Annotated in this window: 19 protein-coding genes and 2 pseudogenes; 11 read left to right on the top strand and 10 right to left on the bottom strand. The window is 42.9% G+C overall.

The genetic code is table 11. The features are described from left to right. The first annotated feature begins 39 nt into the window (after positions 1–39). Complete coding sequence (locus C7B70_RS00185; protein WP_233220764.1) at positions 40–636, top strand: chromophore lyase CpcT/CpeT; 597 nt, start codon at positions 40–42, stop codon at positions 634–636. A gap of 16 nt (positions 637–652) precedes the next feature. Then, positions 653–1690, top strand: coding sequence for a polysaccharide pyruvyl transferase CsaB (gene csaB / locus C7B70_RS00180; RefSeq protein ID WP_106367062.1), 1038 nt, complete (start codon positions 653–655; stop codon positions 1688–1690). A gap of 191 nt (positions 1691–1881) precedes the next feature. Here the strand turns inward: csaB and C7B70_RS00175 are convergent, their stop codons facing one another. Next, complete coding sequence (locus C7B70_RS00175; protein WP_106367061.1) at positions 1882–2337, bottom strand: CHRD domain-containing protein; 456 nt, start codon at positions 2335–2337, stop codon at positions 1882–1884. Between the two features lie 215 nt (positions 2338–2552). Continuing rightward, the gene (gene pgeF / locus C7B70_RS00170; RefSeq protein ID WP_199191968.1) at positions 2553–3326 is read right to left on the bottom strand and encodes a peptidoglycan editing factor PgeF; all 774 of its coding nucleotides are present in this window, start codon (positions 3324–3326) and stop codon (positions 2553–2555) included. A gap of 44 nt (positions 3327–3370) precedes the next feature. On the opposite strand from pgeF, the gene C7B70_RS00165 reads away from it, so the two are divergent. After that, on the top strand, positions 3371–4135 hold the full coding sequence (locus C7B70_RS00165; protein WP_233220763.1) for a biotin--[acetyl-CoA-carboxylase] ligase: 765 nt from the start codon (positions 3371–3373) through the stop codon (positions 4133–4135). 72 nt (positions 4136–4207) lie between these two features. Further along, positions 4208–5419: a M23 family metallopeptidase gene (locus C7B70_RS00160; protein WP_106367060.1), complete on the top strand. Its 1212-nt coding sequence runs from the start codon at positions 4208–4210 to the stop codon at positions 5417–5419. 104 nt (positions 5420–5523) lie between these two features. On the opposite strand, the gene C7B70_RS25820 is transcribed toward C7B70_RS00160, so the two are convergent. Both C7B70_RS25820 and C7B70_RS00155 read right to left on the bottom strand, forming a co-directional pair. Then, on the bottom strand, positions 5524–5643 hold the full coding sequence (locus C7B70_RS25820) for a WD40 repeat domain-containing protein (RefSeq protein ID WP_146133997.1): 120 nt from the start codon (positions 5641–5643) through the stop codon (positions 5524–5526). A 72-nt stretch (positions 5644–5715) separates the two neighbouring features. Further along, positions 5716–6555, bottom strand: coding sequence for a class I SAM-dependent methyltransferase (locus tag C7B70_RS00155; RefSeq protein WP_106367059.1), 840 nt, complete (start codon positions 6553–6555; stop codon positions 5716–5718). Positions 6556–6847: 292 nt separating this feature from the next. Between C7B70_RS00155 and C7B70_RS00150 the strand changes: the two genes are divergently transcribed. Next, positions 6848–7159, top strand: a complete 312-nt coding sequence (locus C7B70_RS00150; protein WP_106367058.1) for a hypothetical protein — start codon at positions 6848–6850, stop codon at positions 7157–7159. A gap of 91 nt (positions 7160–7250) precedes the next feature. Beyond that, on the top strand, positions 7251–8978 hold the full coding sequence (locus tag C7B70_RS00145) for a succinate dehydrogenase/fumarate reductase flavoprotein subunit (RefSeq protein ID WP_106367057.1): 1728 nt from the start codon (positions 7251–7253) through the stop codon (positions 8976–8978). Positions 8979–9046: 68 nt separating this feature from the next. On the opposite strand, the gene C7B70_RS00140 is transcribed toward C7B70_RS00145, so the two are convergent. Beyond that, positions 9047–10003 (bottom strand): lipopolysaccharide assembly protein LapB, encoded by a 957-nt coding sequence (locus C7B70_RS00140; RefSeq protein WP_106367264.1) that lies wholly within the window; start codon positions 10001–10003, stop codon positions 9047–9049. A 378-nt stretch (positions 10004–10381) separates the two neighbouring features. On the opposite strand from C7B70_RS00140, the gene C7B70_RS00135 reads away from it, so the two are divergent. Beyond that, complete coding sequence (locus C7B70_RS00135) at positions 10382–11245, top strand: hypothetical protein (RefSeq protein WP_106367056.1); 864 nt, start codon at positions 10382–10384, stop codon at positions 11243–11245. 50 nt (positions 11246–11295) lie between these two features. Here the strand turns inward: C7B70_RS00135 and C7B70_RS00130 are convergent, their stop codons facing one another. Both C7B70_RS00130 and C7B70_RS00125 read right to left on the bottom strand, forming a co-directional pair. Next, positions 11296–12465 carry a homocysteine biosynthesis protein gene (locus C7B70_RS00130; protein ID WP_106367055.1) on the bottom strand — a complete coding sequence of 390 codons (1170 nt, stop codon included), beginning with the start codon at positions 12463–12465 and terminating at the stop codon, positions 11296–11298. Position 12466: 1 nt separating this feature from the next. Continuing rightward, positions 12467–13618: an AI-2E family transporter gene (locus C7B70_RS00125; RefSeq protein WP_106367054.1), complete on the bottom strand. Its 1152-nt coding sequence runs from the start codon at positions 13616–13618 to the stop codon at positions 12467–12469. Between the two features lie 156 nt (positions 13619–13774). On the opposite strand from C7B70_RS00125, the gene C7B70_RS28205 reads away from it, so the two are divergent. Further along, the gene (locus C7B70_RS28205; protein ID WP_255409298.1) at positions 13775–13897 is read left to right on the top strand and encodes a hypothetical protein; all 123 of its coding nucleotides are present in this window, start codon (positions 13775–13777) and stop codon (positions 13895–13897) included. A 4-nt stretch (positions 13898–13901) separates the two neighbouring features. On the opposite strand, the gene C7B70_RS00115 is transcribed toward C7B70_RS28205, so the two are convergent. Continuing rightward, positions 13902–15410 (bottom strand): UbiD family decarboxylase, encoded by a 1509-nt coding sequence (locus tag C7B70_RS00115; RefSeq protein ID WP_106367052.1) that lies wholly within the window; start codon positions 15408–15410, stop codon positions 13902–13904. Between the two features lie 208 nt (positions 15411–15618). Here C7B70_RS00115 and C7B70_RS00110 point away from each other — a divergent pair, with 208 nt between their 5' ends. Beyond that, positions 15619–16299: a MotA/TolQ/ExbB proton channel family protein gene (locus C7B70_RS00110; protein WP_106367051.1), complete on the top strand. Its 681-nt coding sequence runs from the start codon at positions 15619–15621 to the stop codon at positions 16297–16299. Position 16300: 1 nt separating this feature from the next. Continuing rightward, entirely contained in the window at positions 16301–16723 is a 423-nt protein-coding gene (locus tag C7B70_RS00105; RefSeq protein WP_106367050.1) for a biopolymer transporter ExbD, read from the top strand. A 55-nt stretch (positions 16724–16778) separates the two neighbouring features. Here C7B70_RS00105 and pstB read toward each other — a convergent pair whose 3' ends face one another. Beyond that, the gene (pstB, locus tag C7B70_RS00100) at positions 16779–17531 is read right to left on the bottom strand and encodes a phosphate ABC transporter ATP-binding protein PstB (protein ID WP_233220762.1); all 753 of its coding nucleotides are present in this window, start codon (positions 17529–17531) and stop codon (positions 16779–16781) included. Next, positions 17515–18189, bottom strand: a pseudogene (locus C7B70_RS00095) (PstS family phosphate ABC transporter substrate-binding protein); the annotation flags it as partial. The gene pstB and the pseudogene C7B70_RS00095, both read right to left, overlap by 17 nt. A 322-nt stretch (positions 18190–18511) precedes the next feature. Between C7B70_RS00095 and C7B70_RS28650 the strand changes: the two are divergent. After that, positions 18512–18920, top strand: a pseudogene (locus tag C7B70_RS28650) (phosphate ABC transporter ATP-binding protein); the annotation flags it as partial. Between the last annotated feature and the right edge of the window lie 3 nt (positions 18921–18923).

Here is an 18923-nt window from a genome sequence, read left to right as displayed (position 1 = left end):
GTTAGTTTACTTGCGTCTTAGCTAACTCTTTGTAACGGAGTGGCAACAAAAATAGCTCTACACTTAGACAGATTAACAATGATTTCTCCTGACTTAAAAACCCTTGCTGACTATATGACTGGTGAATTTGACAACCAAGAGCAAGCATTAGCCGATCCTGCTTGGTACGTCCACTTGAAGCTTTGGCAAGTACCAGTACAATTATTTACCGAAGATAGTATTACTTTTTTTGCCGAACAAGCCAATATCGTCTCATTAAATCGTCCTTACCGCCCTCGCTTAATCCGACTGCAACAAAAGCAAGAGATCAAAGTACAGTATTATATGCCCAAAAATCCCTCGGCGGTAAATGGTGCGTCAACAAATATCGATTTGCTCAAAACCTTAACTGTAGAAGACTTTGAGCTACTACCAGGTTGTTTGTTAGATGTAAAAATTGAAAACAAAGTTTTTACAGCGTCCTTACCTCAAGGTGCTAAATGCTGCTTCAATTATGCCGGGGAAACCAAACAAGTATCTTTAGGATTCCAAGCGCGTCAAGATGAATTTTTAAGTTACGACAAAGGCATTGATAGCGAAACAGGTAAAGCTTTATGGGGAGCAATTTTAGGGCCGTTTCGCTTCCAAAAACGTTAAATTAGGTACTTTTAAGATGCAAGCGGTTTTGTGCGGCTACTACGGTAAGGGAAATGGCGGCGATGAGGCGTTACTAGCAACGCTGTTGCAAATGTTGCCAAATAATGTAACTCCTTTGGTGCTGTCAGGAAATCCTGAAGCTACAACAAATCGTTATAGAGTAAAGTCATGCGATCGCAATTCCTTACCCCAAGTTATCCAAGCCTTGAGCCAATCGGATGTATTTATTTGGGGTGGTGGTAGTTTGATGCAAGACTCAACCAGCGCCATTAGTCCTTTTTACTACGGGGGACTCATGACTTTAGCGCAAGCTATGGGACTAAAAACTATTGCTTGGGCGCAGGGTATTGGGCCGTTAAAGCGCCCTTTAACTAAGTTTTTAGCACGGCGGACTTTTAGTAATTGCAGCGCTGTAAGCGTCCGCGATCGCGCTTCTGCGGAATTATTGACTAATTGGCAAGTATCTTGTATTTTGGCTCCAGATCCCGTGTGGGCGCTTGAATCGGTGGCTGTACAAGGATTATGGAACTTACCTGCACCGCGAGTTGCTGTCACATTGCGATCGCATCCCCTATTAACTCCCGCGCGTCTAGCTACCTTTACCCGCGCCTTAGTGGACTTTCAAACAGCTACCCAGACTTGCATTTTACTTGTACCATTTCAAAAAACTCAAGACTTTGCGATCGCTCAAGCAATTCAACTACAGCTACCAGGAAAAAGCGAAATATTTAGTTTAGAAGATCCCAAAGCTCTAAAAGGTTTATTTCGCGGCGTAGAAATGGCGATCGGTATGCGCTTACATAGCTTGATTATGGCTGCAAGTGAATGTTGCCGATGTTTTGCTCTTAGTTACGATCCTAAAGTTAGCCAATTGATGAGCGATTTAGATATGCCAGGATGGGAGTTATCCCAAATGCCAGAAGATGCCAATGTTATTAGCAAGACATGGATAGAGCATTTTGTTAATGGGGAGGCGACTTCTCCTGAAAAAATAGCATCTCTTGTAGAGCGAGCAATGTTGCATCAGGAGTTACTGGAAGAAGCTTTAAATTAACAATAAACCTCCCCTGAAAGTCTTTTAGTGAAACACTCTAAAATTTACAAAAATCGTTATTTTAGTTAGAGTAATCAGATTTTTCCGAAGATATTGCCTTAAGTAAAGAAAAATCACTAAATCTTTACTCAGTGATTTTTGCAAGAGACTTACGGTATTTTCAACTTTCCGTCGTTGGTAGCAAGAGCAACTTAATGAAGCTGTCCTCGAAGCGCGCCATCTTTATACTTAGCATTGTGTACGTTGATATAGTAGCCCGTAGACTTATCTTGAATATCTTTGAGTAAAGCAGCTCCTATAGAAACACAACCACTAGAAGCCCCAGGAGAAGCAGTAGGAGGGGTAAGAGTCACAACTATAGGCCCGTTCATGCCAGCCGTTCCTTTATGGATGTGAGCGGCTTTAGGGGGTTCTACGTTATCTACAGTTAAAGCAAAACAGAGTTTTTTCTGAGTCGGATTCAAAATTACGGTAGCCGATCCGTAACTATCAGGGTCACCCTTGGCTGCCATCCCTTTCATGTCTACTTCATAGCCACCGGAAAGGGTAGCAAACAGGGGAGGATGATTTGCCCCCACAGAGTCACTGAGGCTAACTGCTCCTAATACGCCCAAAATAGATGCAAGACCAAGGTAAATAACGCGCATAAAAAATGTTTCTCCAAATCTGTTTTTGCAAAAATAGCAATTAAGTAATTACTATTAAGTAATATTTCGGAGAAAGCGACAGTAAAAACACTTAATTTATAAAATGTGTACCTTAATAAAGCCCGTAGTTATACGAGAGGTGAGCTAAGGATAAATAAATGGGATTTACGAGAGTAATAATAATTGCTAGTGTCATTGCTCCTGTTGTATACAAGCTAAAAATTTAGCTTCAAAGTTGAGCTAACAATCCCTGACCACTGAACTAACTTTAGTTTGTCGCGGCGGTAAGAAAAGAAATGCTCAGGCTGAGAATAAGTGCAATGAGGAGAAACGGCTACTTGTTCGGGACTTATACCCAAGTTTTCTAACTGCAAAGCAATTACTCGTCGCACATCTAGCCGCACTCGTCCGGGATGCGGATCGGGTAATATTGGCGGATTGGGCAATTCTTGTAATGTCTGCATTGACTTAGAATCGTCAGAACCAATACTAGATAATACTTCTAACGCTACTTGATCAGATACTTGATAAACTGTGCCTGAAATCGCTGGGCCTAAAGCAAATTTTAAATTCTCTATTTTGCTACCTTGAGTTTGTAACTTGGCGATCGCACTAAGGACAATTTTCGCCGCCGTCCCCCGCCATCCTGCATGAAGGGCTGCAACGTTTCCGGTACTAGAATCAGCAATAAGTACGGGCGTACAGTCGGCGCTGGCTACCCACACTGCTTGTCCTGGAAGTTCTGTAATTAAACCATCAGCTTCAGCTAAAGTAGCGTGAATTTCACTAGGACTAAGCACAATATTACCGTGAACTTGCTTGACTCGATAAGCCTCTGCTTGAAACTGCATCAAGGAGGTAATCTCCGCAGGAGTGCGGGGGGAAAATTGCTGCGTAAAAAAGCCGTGTTTCCAAGGTTTCAAAAGGCTGCAAGTTAAGTATGGTAATTCTTCGCAGGTGCGCCAGTTCCAAGTAACGTGCATTGCCATAAGTGATAATAAGTGTTGATTTATAGTAACTTGAGTAGCAAATCTTGGGCTTAGAGGGAATTGGTAATTGGGAGGAAGTTTTGAGTTTAGAACGGCGAAAGTTAGAGGCATTAACTGCCCGAAATCTGACTCTGTATATTTATGAAGTTCTCCCCTCAACAAATCAAACTTTATGGGAGCTAATTAAGGCAGGAATAAAGCCAGGAATCGTAATTGCCGCCCAGCAAACCGCCGGACGTGGACAACGAGGGCATCAGTGGTATTCTGCCATTGGGGGATTGTACTTGTCTTACGCTCTTGCACCCAATATCCCAGTTTCACAAAGCTTTCAATTAACTTTATGCGCGGCTTGGGGAATTGCTAACGCTCTAAAAACTCTGGGCATTCCCGTACAATTAAAATGGCTTAACGATTTAGTTATAGATGGGCGCAAACTTGGCGGTATTCTCACAGAAACAAAGGTTAATCAAGGTATTATTACTCAAGCAGTGGTTGGGGTAGGGATTAATTGGATTAACCCCGTACCCGAAACAGGGATCAATTTAAGCTCGTTTATAGATACGATTCCTAGCTTAGAAATGCTGGCTGCTGTTACTATCCAAGGTATAGAAAGGGGAATAAACGAACCAGTCGCAAATTTAATCCCAGCCTACGAACAATTATTGATAAATATGGGGCAATCGGTAACATTCGGCGATCGCACTGGGGTAATTATCGGCATTACTAATACTTGTTGTTTACGCTTACAAATAGAAGATTGTTCAGAAATACACCTTAAGCCAGGTAGTATTAGTCTTGGCTATAGATAATTCATTGAAGTTTACAAAAGAAAATATTAAAATTACGAGAGCTTAGTAATTAAGCAATACTTTAGGGGGAAAATGAATCAGCACAACGATCGCCGCAAGCCTGTACGCCAAAAGTCGCTATTGATTAAGAGCCTTAGTTGGATAGGTGTTGTTAGTATTTTTAGCTGCAATCAAGTATTTGCTCAAACTGAGAGCGCCTCTGATAATCTTGTCCCCTTACCCAGCGCCGAAATTGCGCCGCAACCATCGTCAGATAGATTACAAAGGTTGCAACGTAGGTTGGTTAAACCCAAAGCTAAAGTTGTCCGCCAACAAGCCGCACCGCAGCCTAGAGTAGCTACCTATGTAGCACCATCTCGTAAAGCTGCTGTTCAGAAAACTCAAGATTATAATGGCGCATTTATCGACCCTACCGATTACAGTACGGGCGCTACCAGCACTTACGAAGCCCCTAGTAAAGTTATTTTTTCCCAGCATCCCAGCCGTAAATCTCAGCCTCAGACCATAATTACAACTAGAGGTAATTCCCTTCGGGCATCTACTCCTCAAAAACCTCAACCAAACGCAAGTTGGGTAAGCAATAGTCGCGTCGTAGCTACTACAGCAATACTTCCCGTCGAAGCTAATACAACAAGTAGAATCCGCTCGACAAACTCTGGGCGATCGCCTGTTAACAGAATAAGCTATACAAACTCTGGGCGAGCGCCGATAAATAGACAAAAAGCTTTTAAAAATGTCGTAACCTTACCCAAAATACCTGTTAGTAGCTTCTACAACCGCACAATTAGACCTACAGGAATGCTAGGTAACGACAATACAAACATGATGTTTCCGCTCCCCATACCTACAGCAATTACATCGTTGTTTGGCTGGCGGATTCATCCCATTACCGGAGATCGTCGCTTTCACGCGGGTACAGACTTGGGTGCAGCTATGGGTACGCCCGTTATTGCCGCTTATAGTGGTAATGTAGTTGTTTCTGACCTCATGGGCGGTTATGGTTTAGCGGTGGTTTTAGATCATCAAAAGTTTGGTCAACAAACTCTTTATGCTCATTTATCAGAAATATTTGTGCAACCTGGTCAAGTAGTAGAGCAAGGTACAGTAATCGGGCGTGTAGGTAGTACGGGCAATTCTACAGGCGCTCACCTGCATTTTGAAGTTAGACAGCTAACTAATCAAGGATGGGTAGCTACAGACCCCGGAGTAGAGTTACAGAGTGCTTTTGCTCAATTGGTAGAGTCTTTGCGCGTTGCTGATTCTGGCAAGCAAAAGAAAGGGTAAAAATGATTTGTGGGGCGTATAGGTGCGTCCCTATTTACACATCGAGATTTCGCTTGTTTTTACTGTCGGACTAAGTTGCGGATTTGATTGCCGTTACGAGTATCTTATACTTTGATAATTCCGTCTTGACTAGCTAAAGTAATTATTTCACCATCTGGACTAAAATCAACGCTGTAAACCCGTCCCGTATGCCCTGGTAAGGTACGAAATAAGTAAGTAGCCAATTATATTTTTAAGTTTGTTTTTTAAGAGCAAAATAGTAGTCTTTTGACCTTTACTAAAGACAAGTAGCATTCTTAAATCTTTGGTTTGCGACCATAAACATAAAAAGTAGTAATATCGTTCCAGATTCCTTGCTCAGTTTGGAGTGCTGCTAATTCTGTATCAAATTCAGCTTTGGCTTCGATTAACTGCTCTGATGTAAGTTGTGACAAAGGAGGCGGATATTGACCAGGTGCAGGATGAGAATTTCCCGCCCACATTCCTCTAGCTTTTTCTAAACTAATATAACTGCCATCTTGCTCAACTTTGATATCAATCGCCTCAAATCCTGCTATTTGAAGCAAGTTTTGGCATTTTTCTACTGTCCCTGTTGGTTGACTCATCAAAAATTCAATTCCATACTTTTGAGCAACTTTTTGAGTAATTACTCCACCAATAAAGGCGGTATCAGCAAAAGCATGGATTCCTAAAATTCCCCCAGGTTTAAGACAGTTATGCCAAAGACGTAGCGCCGCAATTAAATCTGACATCCAGATAAACGCCGATGAACAAAAAATTCGGTCAAAACTATTATTTGCAAAATCAAGTGTTTCACCATCTGCAAGCTGAAATTCAATATTGTTGAGGAGATTTGATTTATCAATCTTTTGTCTTGCTTGTGCCAACATTCCCGGAGAAATATCTATGCCTATTACCTTACCTTCAAAACCAACTAACTTAGCAGATGCGATCGCTACATGACCTGTTCCTGTGGCAATATCTAAAATATTCTGACCAGAACCAACTTGTCCATACTCAACAAGACGGTGGGCAATCTGCGAATGCCAATTACTACTATCATAAGTTTGACTTCTCCCAGTATATAAGTCTGCTATTTCTTGCTTATATACTCCTAAGTCAAGTTTTTTTTCCATTAGTTTTTTACCACGAATAGGACTTTTTTAGATTATTAAACACAAAATTAGCAATCAGGTAGTTACATTTTATGCAGTAATTATCAGTATCATCTATGGAAAAGTCCGGTTTTTGACGCAAAACAGTAGGTAAACTATAGTTTTTTGCCTTCTGGCTTGGAGCGATAAAACTGAAAAATATAGTACGAACTGTAAATTACTGTTGCGGAAATCTCAAAAACCTTCAAAAATTGTCTAAAACACAATTAGAGCCTCTATCTAAAAAATTTAAGACAGTCTTGGAGAAAATATTATGGATAAATTACGCAAGTACCGTTTAGCCTGCACTTTAACCTTTGGTGATATCTACGGTCAAATTATTGTTTGGCTGATTACTATTACTCTTAGTTTGGCTTCAGCAATGGCACTGATGGGAGCAAGAAGACCTTATTATGCCCTAGCTACCGTTGGACTAATTGTATTGCTATCGCTGCCATTTTTGCTGTTTGCGTTTGTCACGACGTTGTTTAACCATATCGAATTAATTGCCGTAGACGCTCAAACCCAGTATGAGCCGATGCCTGGTAATGTAGCAAATCAGCGCCCGGTAGAAGCAACAACTTAAGTAACAAAAGATAAATTTTAAAAAAATCCTTGCCTTGTGGTGAGGATTTTTTATTGAGTCAAAATATAAAGAATAACTATTTGTTTTACTTATGCTAGATGTCGACGTAATTATTATTGGTGGTGGATTGGCTGGATGCCGTGCAGCCGTTGAAATTGCCCGTACAGATCCTAAGTTAAATATTGCTGTTGTTGCCAAAACTCACCCCATTCGTTCCCATTCGGTAGCCGCTCAAGGGGGAATTGCGGCAACTTTAAAAAATGTCGATGCTGCTGATAGTTGGGAAGCTCACGCTTTTGATACTGTAAAAGGCTCAGATTATTTAGCCGATCAAGATGCGGTAGAAATTCTTACCCGCGAAGCGCCAGAAGTTGTGATCGATTTAGAACATATGGGGGTGATGTTTTCTCGCCTCGATGATGGACGCATCGCTCAAAGGGCTTTTGGCGGACATTCCCACAACCGCACCTGCTACGCCGCCGACAAAACGGGTCACGCTATCTTGCATGAATTAGTTAGCAATCTGAGACGCTATAACGTACATATTTATGATGAATGGTATGTAATGCGGCTGATTGTGGAGGATGAGGAAGCAAAAGGCGTTGTTATGTACCGGATTTTGGACGGTCATATAGAAGTAGTCCGCGCCAAAGCTGTAATGTTTGCCACTGGCGGCTATGGACGAGCTTACAATACTACCTCAAATGACTACGCTTCGACGGGTGACGGGCTGGCTATGACGGCTCAAGCAGGTTTACCTTTAGAAGACATGGAATTTGTGCAATTTCATCCTACAGGGCTTTATCCGGTGGGGGTGCTAATTTCTGAAGCTGTACGGGGTGAAGGGGCGTACTTAATTAATGCTTTAGGCGATCGCTTTATGAATACCTATGCCCCTAGTCGCATGGAACTTGCACCCCGCGATATAACTTCGCGGGCGATCGCTCGTGAAATTGCCGCTCATCGCGGTATTAACTCTGATGGTAGCGAAGGAGGCAAGTTTGTGTACCTCGATTTGCGCCACATGGGGGAAGAAAAAATAATGAGTCGGATTCCCTTTTGTTGGGAAGAAGCCCATAGATTAGTCGGAATTGATGCCGTACATCAACCTATTCCAGTACGCCCGACAATTCATTATTCTATGGGTGGGATTCCGGTAAATACTGATGGCAAAGTCCGCAGTAGTGGGGATGGATTTATTGATCGCTTTTTTGCGGCGGGAGAATCGGCTTGTGTATCCGTACACGGCGCTAATAGACTGGGGAGTAATTCGTTATTGGAATGCGTGGTTTATGGGCGGAGGACGGGATTTGCGATCGCCGAATTTGTGCAAAATCGCAAATTACCTGTTGTAGATGAGCAGCGTTATGTTCAAGGGGCAACTAAGCAAATGCAGCAACTAATCGCCCAAAAAGGAAAGTATCGGATTGCTCAAGTTCGCCAAGCTTTTCAAGATTGCATGACTGAGCATTGCGGAGTTTTTCGAACAGAAGCAGTAATGCGCTCTGGTTTGCAACAGTTGCAGCAAATTCAACAGCAATACCAAGATATATATTTAGATGACAAAGGAAACTGTTGGAACTCCGAACTTGTGGAAGCTTTGGAATTGCAAAGTTTGCTCGTTGTGGGGGAGATAATTTTAACTTCGGCTTTGAGTCGCACCGAAAGCCGAGGCGCTCATTGTCGTGAAGATTACACCATGCGAGACGATGAGAACTTTCTCAAGCATACGATGGCTTACTACTCCCCCGCAGGCATTGATATTCAATACCGCCCCGTAACTATTACAATGTTTGAGCCAAAAGAGCGCAAATATTAGCAGGTTGCACCCCTAATGTAGAGACGTTCCACCGGAACGTCTTACTTGTATTTCGAGCAAAGCCATAATTAGGGCGTAGTAGTCGGTGATGGCGATGGGGTAGATGGTGCAATCGGTGATGGTGCAATTGAAGGAGTAGGACTCGCGATCGCTAATTGCTGAATTTGCGCCTTGTACTCAGGAGGTGCGAGATTCGCTGCTGTTTCAAACAGAGGTTTTGCTTGGTCATTTTTGCCTTGCTCTTTCAAAACGCTGGCTTTGGCAAGTACGGGGCGAAAATCTTTACTATCTATACCCGTTGCGCGATCATAGAGAGAAATCGCATCATCGTAACGTTTTTGCACTGCTAAGACGCTGCCTTTAGCCAAAAAAGGACGGACATCTTTAGCATTTGTGGCGATCGCGCGATCGTAGGTTGCGATCGCTTCGTCGTAACGTTTTTGATTAGCATAAACTTCCCCTAAAAGCAACTGTACAGTAGTTGTATCTGCGCTTCCAGCTTTGGCTTTAGTCAAAGTATCTTGCAAAAAGCTGATAGCTTCATCGGGGCGCTGTTGCTGCAATAAAGTTAGCACTAATCCTTGTAAGGCTAAGTTATCGCTGGGATTTGTTTTTAATATTGAACGATAAGCATTTTGACCGCCTTCAATATCTCCTGTTCTGACTTTTGCTTGGGCAAGGAGCAGCGTATATTGGGTTTGAGTGGGGTTTAAGGCTGCCAATTTTTCAATAGATGGGATTGCTCCTTTAACATCCCCTAATTTAATTTTCGCATCGACCAATCCTTGCAAAGCTGTCTGGTTTTCGGGTTCGCGCTGCAAAACCAACTCAAAACCCCTTACTTGGTCTGTTAATTGCGATTTTTGGGCGGTAGGAGTTTGCCCAGAGGCTAAAGGTGATGCTGTGGGGGGCTGGCTTTGCTCAATGGTACTTGTCAATAGTGGAAGCATAGAACCGCCCACTAAAGCAATAGTTGCCACCACCAATATGATATTTATCAACCAGCGATTGCTCTTTTTAGACACAAAACTGCCTTGCACTTTTTATAGTATTATCCTTGATCAAAATAGAATCATTTGCCCCTAATACGCAAGGAGCAAAGCTTTTCTCCATAAAACTTTGCATTTGGTGTCAAGGAGATTTTGGGGTGCGATCGCCCTTGTAGCTGTGCTATGCTTCCCTAACTATGCTCGGCAACGCCGGAGCTTGTCTTGCGCCCCGTACTAGCAATAGTTGCTTGAAATCATTATAACTAAGGCAAAATTGTCTTTATGTTATAGTCACACTGTAAAAGCTAAGGTAAAGGATTAGTTTATTCCTTTAACTTGTGCCGATTTCTGGAAAAGGTGTAACATCCCGATCGCCAGTCCTAAAAAGGATAGTCTCCGCCGCAAGGAGTTTTTATGAATTCCTCTCTCAATTCGTCCGAATCAAATTCTGCTTCAAACCCACAGCAAACAAACGATCAGGCAATAGCAGCCCAAAATCTGTCTGCTGATGCGGGTTCAATTGATAACTCGCTTAATTGGCAACGCCTGCAACCAATTCCACCTCCTAGCGAACCCATGCAGTATCGAGCTATTGGCTTGGTACGTGGTCGTTATATTGCTAGCGAAGATCAGTTTACTCAAGGTACGCTGCTAACTGAGGATGAAACCCCAGTAAGTGCAGTTTTACTAGGGCGAATTATTAGTTTGCTCAAAAATCATATAGATTTAGCTCAAGAACATTTATGGGTAGTTTATCCCCGCACCGGGCAAAAAGAGGACAATCTACACCTGCAAATTGTGGGAGTATGGGAGCCAGAAAAATTAACCCAACAGCCGATACAAAGCCCAGAAACGCTGGTGCAAGAGGTAGTTGATGACTATTTCTCAGTGCGCGGCGAAGTAATTTTTCAATCTACCGCCGAGGGGCATTTTGTTGTCAAAATTAAGCAAATTTCCCGCACCCCAGTAGAGAAACCTAAGTATTTTAAGCTTAAAATTCTTGGTGATTTGGAGACTAAAGCTGTAGGACAGTTTTGGGATTTGCAAGTAGAAAGGAAAGCCGAAACTTTGGTATTAGCTAAAGGAGAAGTAGTTGCAACTTTGCCTCCAACCAAACCAAAGTTGAAAAAGCAGTCTTACAACGCTCCAAGTAGCGGCACTAAACGCAATATTACTCCGCCGCAACCCGTGCGAAAAACCAGCGTAGCACCGCCGATTAAACAGCCAGGGCGATCGCCAACGCCCAAGCCAATTAAACGCCAAAACCCACCCCTGTAGAGACGTAGCGCTGCTACGTCTTTATTAAAATTCCGTCCATTACGTCTTTATTAAAATTCTGTCCACCGATCTTGAGGCAAAAAGGCGCGATCGCTTGCAATGGGCGCTACGGGTTCTGTAAGGGTAAATTGTCCTGCTTCAATCCATTGTTTCAATTCTTGCGCTACTTGTAGCGATAGATACATACTGGCAAGGGGGGCAGTACGCACGGCTTTACCGTCAATAGTAATTTGCCCAGACTTTAATTGAGCGTAACTTACTAACCCAAAAGTTGGACGAACGCGCCGGGGAATAGAAAAGTCTACAATCGGCGCTACCAAATCTTTGTCTTGTACCGCACAACGAGCTATTACTTCCTCGTTGAGTACAGGTAAAGGTATGCCTACACCCAACATTAGGGAAGGGCCATAACTTTTAAAATAACAGCCGCGTACCCAACGATTGCTCATTTGTTTGGCATCGCCAATTAAAGCTAAAGTGGCAGCAGGCCCGACGGGGGTACGATTAGGCAAGCGTTTTTGTAAAGGGAAATGTTGCGTACCTTCCCAAGCAACGTAACCAACACCGCCGCCTAAAAAGATTTTTGTGCCAATGCCAATTAGTTGCAAGTCTGGATCGTTGAGTAATGGGGAAATTGCACCAGGATTGGAGTAGACGGCATTATTTAAACGCGGTTGTAATGGGCCTAAGTAAGTAAATAACGGGCGCTCACCACCGTTAACGCCGACGATAAAGTTTTGGTACAAATTGCGCGGGTTAAATAAGTAAAATTGGTTAATAGTTTCGCGGGTAATAGTAGTTTCAAAAGAAGCGCGAGGATAACAATCTGTCACCTGTCCTAAAGCTTTAACTTGTACAGGTAAACCAGCAATTAAGTCAGCGATTACATGACCGCCACCGCGATCGCGCATTTCTTCCCCGTCCATTGCTTCGGTAGGCTGAGTTGCACCCAAATACAAGTCCACGGCTCCAAAACCGGAGTAAACAGGGACATTATCCATCCAGCAACGCCTAATTTTGATTGGCGGGTCGGTATGTCCCAAATTAATAATTGCGCCGGAAGACTCCATCGGCTCAAAAGTGCCTGTAGTAATTACATCTACTTCTTTAGCCGCTTGAGCGACGCTAGACTGCGCTACTCGTGCTTTTAATTCTTCTACCGTCCATACCACCGCAGATTTACGGCTAATTTTGTCGTTAATTTCGGCGATCGTTCTCATATCAAGTTTTATCTTCGTTGCCTTTTTCCGGCGGTGGGGTTGTTTTAAAGGCAACGATAGTTTTTTGTACCTGGGTTTGCAGGGGTTCTACATTGCTAGGATTTGTTTGGAGTTGGCTATCTTCCTCGTCATCTTTGCCCCATTTATCTAATACATCAGTAATTAATACTTCTTGAATCCATACTTGAGCGACTACCGTTAAAGGCAGTGCCAATACTAAACCTAAAAAGCCAAAGAAAGTTGCAAAAAACACTTGAGAGAGCAACGTAACGGCGGGTAAGAGCGATACTTGTTGCGCCATGACTACAGGAGTCAAAACATTGGTTTCTAGCTGCTGGATACCTACATACAGCCCTAAAACGGCTAAAGATTTCCAAGGTGCGTCGAGGAGGGCGATCGCCATAGGTGGAATGACGCTCAAAACTGGCCCCACATTGGGGATAAAAGTCAAAATTCCAGCTAATGCTGCTTGAGCGAGCGGTAAAGGAATGCCCAAAATAAATAGACCAATCCCACTTAAGGAAGCGATCACAAACATATTAAACAAAATACCGATTAGCCAGCCGCGCAAAGCTTTTTCACAACGATCTAAAATCGTCTTGACTCGTCGGCGATAAAATGAGGGAAATAAGCAAATAAAGGCTTTACGGTACGGTTGCGGATCGCTGATAAACATTAAAGTCAAAATCAGCACTAGCAGAAAATCGACTACAAACCCAAAGGAGCTAGAAAAGAAAGTAAAAAATCTTTGAAAAAGCTGATTTGCTAAGGGTTGAATTTGTCTAACTAATCCATCAACATCGGGCAAATAAGGAGTAAGTTGCGGAGGGACGTACTTTTCAAGTTGAGCAGCCCAAAATTCTGACCTAGCTAATCCTTTAGGAAATAACTCTGCTAATTCTTGAAATTGCCTGCTAAAAGCTGGCACAATCAACCAGAAAAAGCCTGCTAATATAGTTAGCAAAATGCCTACAGATAGGAGAATTGCCAAACCGCGCGATATACCTAGTTTCTGCAACCGTCTTGCTAGTCTGTTTAACGCAGTAGCTATAACGATCGCTGTAAATACTAATAACAGCAGTTGACGAATCTGCCACAGTACATACAAAGAAATAAGTAAGACAATTAGACCGATCCATTGACCGATATTCACTCTACTGCAACTCCTAGCAAAAAATTATATTTAATATATCAATGCAGCTAGATTAGCGGATTATGGCTTTTTGTCCTAGATTCCCCAGAGGTTAGTTAACTTTTTACTGATTTTAGATTTGCGTAACGGAATAAAAAAGTAACTCCCATAACAATTGTGGGCAACAATACCGCGATTAGGGCATTAGTTGCAGTAGGTGCAATAGATATAGGCACAAATTTAATCGCCACCGACAGCGCGGCGGAGACAATTAGCAGTTTGAAAATGAATATTGCTTGACTTTTCATGTCATATCATAGCCGAACAAATTAGGATCGACTTCTCCTAAGTTTAAATCTGCCAAGCCGTACTCTTGCCAACGTCTTTCTACCATAGCAGCGACATCAGGGTCAGATTCTAGCGCAGCGCCCCAATCGTGGTCGGTTTCGGGGGGGATTTTAGTTGTAGCATCAATTCCCATCCGTCCGCCTAAGCCAATTTTTTCGCTGGCAAAGTCTAAAGTATCAAAGGGTGTATTGGGTAAAATAAATACATCGCGGGTTGGATCTACTTTAGAACTTATTGCCCAAACTACTTGACGCGGATCGCGGATATTAATATCTTTATCCACCACAATTACAAACTTAGTATAGGTAAATTGCGGCAGCGCACTCCAGAAAGCTAAAGCCGCCCGTCTAGCTTGACCAGGGTAAGCTTTATCAATAGAAATAATCGCCGCCTTGTAGCTAAGAGCTTCCATTGGCAAGAAAAAATCGACAATTTCCGATACTTGCTGGCGGAGTATGGGCGTGTAAATGCGGTTGAGGGCGATCGCCATCATTGCTTCTTCTTTGGGCGGACGACCACTAAAAGTCGTCAAATAAATTGGGTTTTGGCGATGGGTCATGCAGTGAAAACGGACTAAGGGCGAGTCTTCCACGCCGCCGTAGTAACCCATATGATCGCCAAAGGGACCATCGGGCATTACTTCCCCTGGGGTAATTGTCCCTTCTAAGACAAATTCCGAGTCGGCTGGCACTTCTAAGTCTACGGTTTTGCATTTTGCCAAATTTACCCCCGAACCGCCGTACAATCCCGCAAATAGCCACTCTGAGAGGTCTACCGGGATGGGGGTAGCCGCCGCCATAATAATCATTGGATCGACACCAAGCGCGATCGCAATTTCTAATTTTTTCCCTCTTTCGGCTGCTTTGCGTAAATGTCTCGCACCTCCCCGTACAGATAACCAGTGAACGGTCATTGTATTGCGCGATTGCAGTTGTAGGCGATAAACTCCTACATTAGGCGTTCCAGTTTCACAATCTTTGGTAATTACTAAACCCAAAGTAATAATTTTTCCCGCGTCCCCTACGTAAGGACGAATTAAGGGCAGTTGCGTCAAGTCTACATCATCGCCTTGAATTACTACTTGCTGACAGGCGGGAAAAAAGTCGCGCCCTGGCTTGGCTTTAAGGACATCAAACAACAACTTACCAAACTCTACCGCCTGTCCGATTTTCTTTGGTGGTTTGGGTTGTTGGAGCATTCCTAGCCTTTTGCCTAAGTCTTCCAATTCTTCTGGCTTCTGCATATTCATTGACCAGCAAATCCGCTCTACTGTCCCCATCAAGTTGATGGCTACCGGGAAAGCTGCACCTTTAACGTTTTCAAATAATAGTCCTGGGCCGCCTTGAGTCAGCATTCGGTTAGAAATTTCGGCAATTTCTAGCTCTGGATCGACTAGGGCGCTAATGCGCTTTAGCTGTCCTCTTTCCTCTAACTGCTTGATAAATCCCCGTAAATCTCTTGCCATTGTTTCTAGTGCAAACTTTAAAATAATGTATAGCTGTATTTTTTATTATCAGTGCCTACAATGCTTCGTTACCGCAGAGGTTAAAGGAGTTGGTGTAGGAAAAAATAAATAAGCGTAAATAAAACTTCACCTTTTTAAATTATCGTAATAAATAACTTAGATTCGCAAGGCGCTTGAGAAATCTGGTCTGCCAGTTATGTCTTAAATTATGTCTAGAGTATATGATTTGTTTGTAGCCGGGGGCCCGGTGATGTACCCTCTCTTGGGTTTATCTATCGCTACTTTTGCTTGTGCTTTTGAGCGCTTCTTGTTTTGGTTTCAATTGACTAGCCAAGAGGATAAGGTTGTAAATGATGTTTTAAAAGCTGCTCCCAAAGATTTAGCCACCGCCGCCCAAATCGCTAAACAATTTCAAAGTTTGGCAATTGGCAGATTTTTGTTAGCACCCCTCAGACTCCACTGGCCTAGTCCTGAAACATTCCATCTAGCAATGGAAGCCGCCGCCGATAAGGAATTTGTGCAGATGCGAAAAGGAGATAAGCTGCTAGAAACAGTAATTGCGATCGCGCCATTATTAGGTTTATTAGGTACTGTAACGGGTTTAATTGCTACCTTTGGCAGTCTAAAAATTGGCGGTGGTGGTAGTAGCGCTGACGTAACTAGAGCGGCGGCGGGAATTGGTGAAGCACTGACAACTACGGCGGCGGGGATGCTTGTAGCAATTATTGCTTTGTTTTTTTTCCGCATTTTTGTCAGTTTGCAGTCGCAGCAAATGGACTATTTTTCGAGAGTAGGTAGTGATTTAGAATTAATCTACCGTCAAGTATGGTACGAACCCTCCCAATCCAACGATAGGTTACAGAAGTCGCCAGCACAAGATAGTAATTAATATGCCCTTAAAGTCTAGATTCCGAGCTTCTACGTCTCAAATGCCAGAAATAAATCTAGTTCCAATGATGGATGTGTTAATGACGATTTTAACATTTTTCATCATCATTTCTATGACGATGACGGCGCAACAGCAATCGGTAAATATCGATTTACCTAGTACCAATGCAGGCGCAAATACTGTTAAAACTCCCGATCCTTTGGTTGTAGGATTAACTAATCAAGGGACTCTGGAAGTCGCAAATAATGCTGTTACCGACGCGCAACTAAGTCAACAGATGCAAGTCTATTTACAAACAAACCCTAATGGCGCTGTGGTTTTGCAGGCTGATAAAAAATTACCTTACGAGCAAGTAGTACAGGTATTAGGCAAAATGCGGGATGTTGGAGGCGATCGCGTTTCTTTGGCAATTGACTCTAATTAAATTGATTTCAAAACCAATGCAAAAGACGTTGCAGTGCAACTCTACATCAAAATTCTTAACCAAAACGACCACTGACATAATCTTTTGTCTGTTTTTGTGCAGGTTGAGAGAAAATTGTCTGCGTTTTGTCAAATACCATCTCGCCTAAGTACATAAAAGCTGTGTAGTCAGAAATCCGCGCTGCTTGCTGCATATTATGAGTAACAATCAAAATCGTTACTTTTTCTTTCAACTGACTAATCAACTCTTCAATGCTAGTAGTCGCAAAGGGGTCTAACGCTGATGTCGGTTCATCAAATAAAATAATCTCAGGAGTTGTCGCCAAAGCACGGGCAATGCACAACCTTTGCTGTTGTCCGCCAGAGAGGTTGAAAGCTAAATCGTGCAAGCGGTCTTTTGCTTCATTCCACAAAGCTGCATTTCGCAATGCTTGCTCTACTTTTTCATCAATTACGCTGCGCTTCGATTCTCCTCGTACCCGCAAGCCATAAGCAACGTTTTCATAAATTGATTTGGGAAAAGGGTTAGGTTTTTGGAACACCATACTAATCCTCATCCGTACTTCTATAGGATCGACTTTCCGCGCCAGAATATCGACTCTATCTGAATCTAGTAAAATTTCCCCTTCATAGCGATTGCCAGGGTAAAGATCGTGCATCTGGTTAAAACACCTAAGCAAAGTAGTTTTACCACAGCCTGAAGGCCCGATCAGTGCTGTGACGCGATTTGCCGCTACAAGCAAGTTAATGTTTTTGAGTGCTTGGACTGCACCATAGTAAAAGTTTAGCTGCGTAGTAAGCGTACCCAAAATAGCCTAATGCCCCTCTGTCCCGGCTCACACCCTGCACTAAAACGTTGTCGTCTTCGCTACCCGTGTAGTCAGTCCGGCTAGATTTTGCTTTGCCGACAATGGCTTCAGTGAAGTAGTCAAAAGTACCAGAATCAGCCCCCGCACCATATAACTTCAAGGGAGCGCTGGGGAAGCCCTGACGAACTTGGTTCCAATTTTTGATCTTGCCTTGTGTTGCTGGTTGCCAAACTTTTTTTAGTTCAGCAACGCTCAAGCTTTTTACCCAGTTATTACGGGGTTTTACTACAACTGTTAACGCATCATAGGCAACTGGCAGTTCAATGTACTGAACACCAGCTTGTTTGCAAGCAGCTATTTCTTTAGCCAAAATTGGGCGAGAGGCATTGGAAATATCTGTCTCGCTACGGCAGAACTTTTTAAAGCCGCCTCCAGTACCAGAGATACCAACTGTAACTCTACCACTACCTTTTTTCTGAAACTCCTCGGCTACTGCTTCGGTGATCGGAAAAACTGTACTTGAACCATCAACTTTAATTACGTTTTGGCTTTGTGACTGAACCGCAGGTATTGATAAGCCAACTGTAGTGGCTACCAGTGCGATCGCACCTATTGCTGTGAAGCGGTTAAGCTGAGATGTTATCTTATTGACCGCCATGCTACTCCAAAAAAATATTTAAGTCATCCCTTAGATAGACTACTTTCTCTAGATTAAGGAGATGTGATCAAGTTTTTAAAAAAGTTTAATCTTTAATTAATTAGACTATAAGTTTTGGTTAAGCCCAATCATTTCAGATTGCTCCCCGCTCAATTAACAAGAAATTGCTTAACAGTAAAATACTTATCACTGCTCTATAGTTGCAGAAAGACTTTACCATTGTTACTTCTTAACCGAGCTTTAGATCGATTAGGCAGCAAATCTTGAGGGGATATTACTGGCGAGAGTGCGATCTTCGGTATGCACATTAATAGCAACGCAGGATGAAATTGTCGAATCCGTAATTAAAAGCTCGGCATTGTGGGATGAAGTCAAAGATAAGTTACATAAGGAAGGCTTTGGGGCTTTCGGGTGGACAACAACAGCGTCTTTGTAGTGCTCGTGCTTTAGCTGTGAAGGCAAAAATTTTATTAATGGATGAACCCCCTTTAGCCCTCGATCCGATCGCTACAATGAAAATAGAGAAATTGATTAAAACTTTGCGATCGTTAGTCACGATCGCCATTGTGACTCACAATAGGCAACAAGCGGTGCGGTCTGATTACACGGCATTTTTCAGCACTGATGAAAGCCGAATTGGGCAGATGGTGGAATTTGGTTCTACAACTCAAATTTTTTCTGAAGCTACTCACTCTCGCACCCGCGATTATGTACAAGGACGTTTTGGTTAATTT

Source organism: Chlorogloea sp. CCALA 695 (assembly GCF_003003885.1).
Lineage (GTDB): Bacteria > Cyanobacteriota > Cyanobacteriia > Cyanobacteriales > Chroococcidiopsidaceae > Aliterella.
Note: the sequence above shows the minus strand (reverse complement) of the source record. Positions and strands in the feature narration are given on the sequence as shown.

Coding starts and splice junctions, on each gene's coding strand:
- C7B70_RS00110 (WP_106367051.1), top strand. CDS start 15,619: ATGTCTAGAGTATATGATTTGTTTGTAGCCGGGGGCCCGGTGATGTAC.
- C7B70_RS00145 (WP_106367057.1), top strand. CDS start 7,251: ATGCTAGATGTCGACGTAATTATTATTGGTGGTGGATTGGCTGGATGC.
- C7B70_RS00155 (WP_106367059.1), bottom strand. CDS start 6,555: ATGGAAAAAAAACTTGACTTAGGAGTATATAAGCAAGAAATAGCAGAC.
- C7B70_RS00160 (WP_106367060.1), top strand. CDS start 4,208: ATGAATCAGCACAACGATCGCCGCAAGCCTGTACGCCAAAAGTCGCTA.
- C7B70_RS00105 (WP_106367050.1), top strand. CDS start 16,301: ATGCCCTTAAAGTCTAGATTCCGAGCTTCTACGTCTCAAATGCCAGAA.
- pgeF (WP_199191968.1), bottom strand. CDS start 3,326: ATGGCAATGCACGTTACTTGGAACTGGCGCACCTGCGAAGAATTACCA.
- C7B70_RS00130 (WP_106367055.1), bottom strand. CDS start 12,465: ATGAGAACGATCGCCGAAATTAACGACAAAATTAGCCGTAAATCTGCG.
- C7B70_RS00175 (WP_106367061.1), bottom strand. CDS start 2,337: ATGCGCGTTATTTACCTTGGTCTTGCATCTATTTTGGGCGTATTAGGA.
- C7B70_RS00135 (WP_106367056.1), top strand. CDS start 10,382: ATGAATTCCTCTCTCAATTCGTCCGAATCAAATTCTGCTTCAAACCCA.
- C7B70_RS00150 (WP_106367058.1), top strand. CDS start 6,848: ATGGATAAATTACGCAAGTACCGTTTAGCCTGCACTTTAACCTTTGGT.
- csaB (WP_106367062.1), top strand. CDS start 653: ATGCAAGCGGTTTTGTGCGGCTACTACGGTAAGGGAAATGGCGGCGAT.
- C7B70_RS00115 (WP_106367052.1), bottom strand. CDS start 15,410: ATGGCAAGAGATTTACGGGGATTTATCAAGCAGTTAGAGGAAAGAGGA.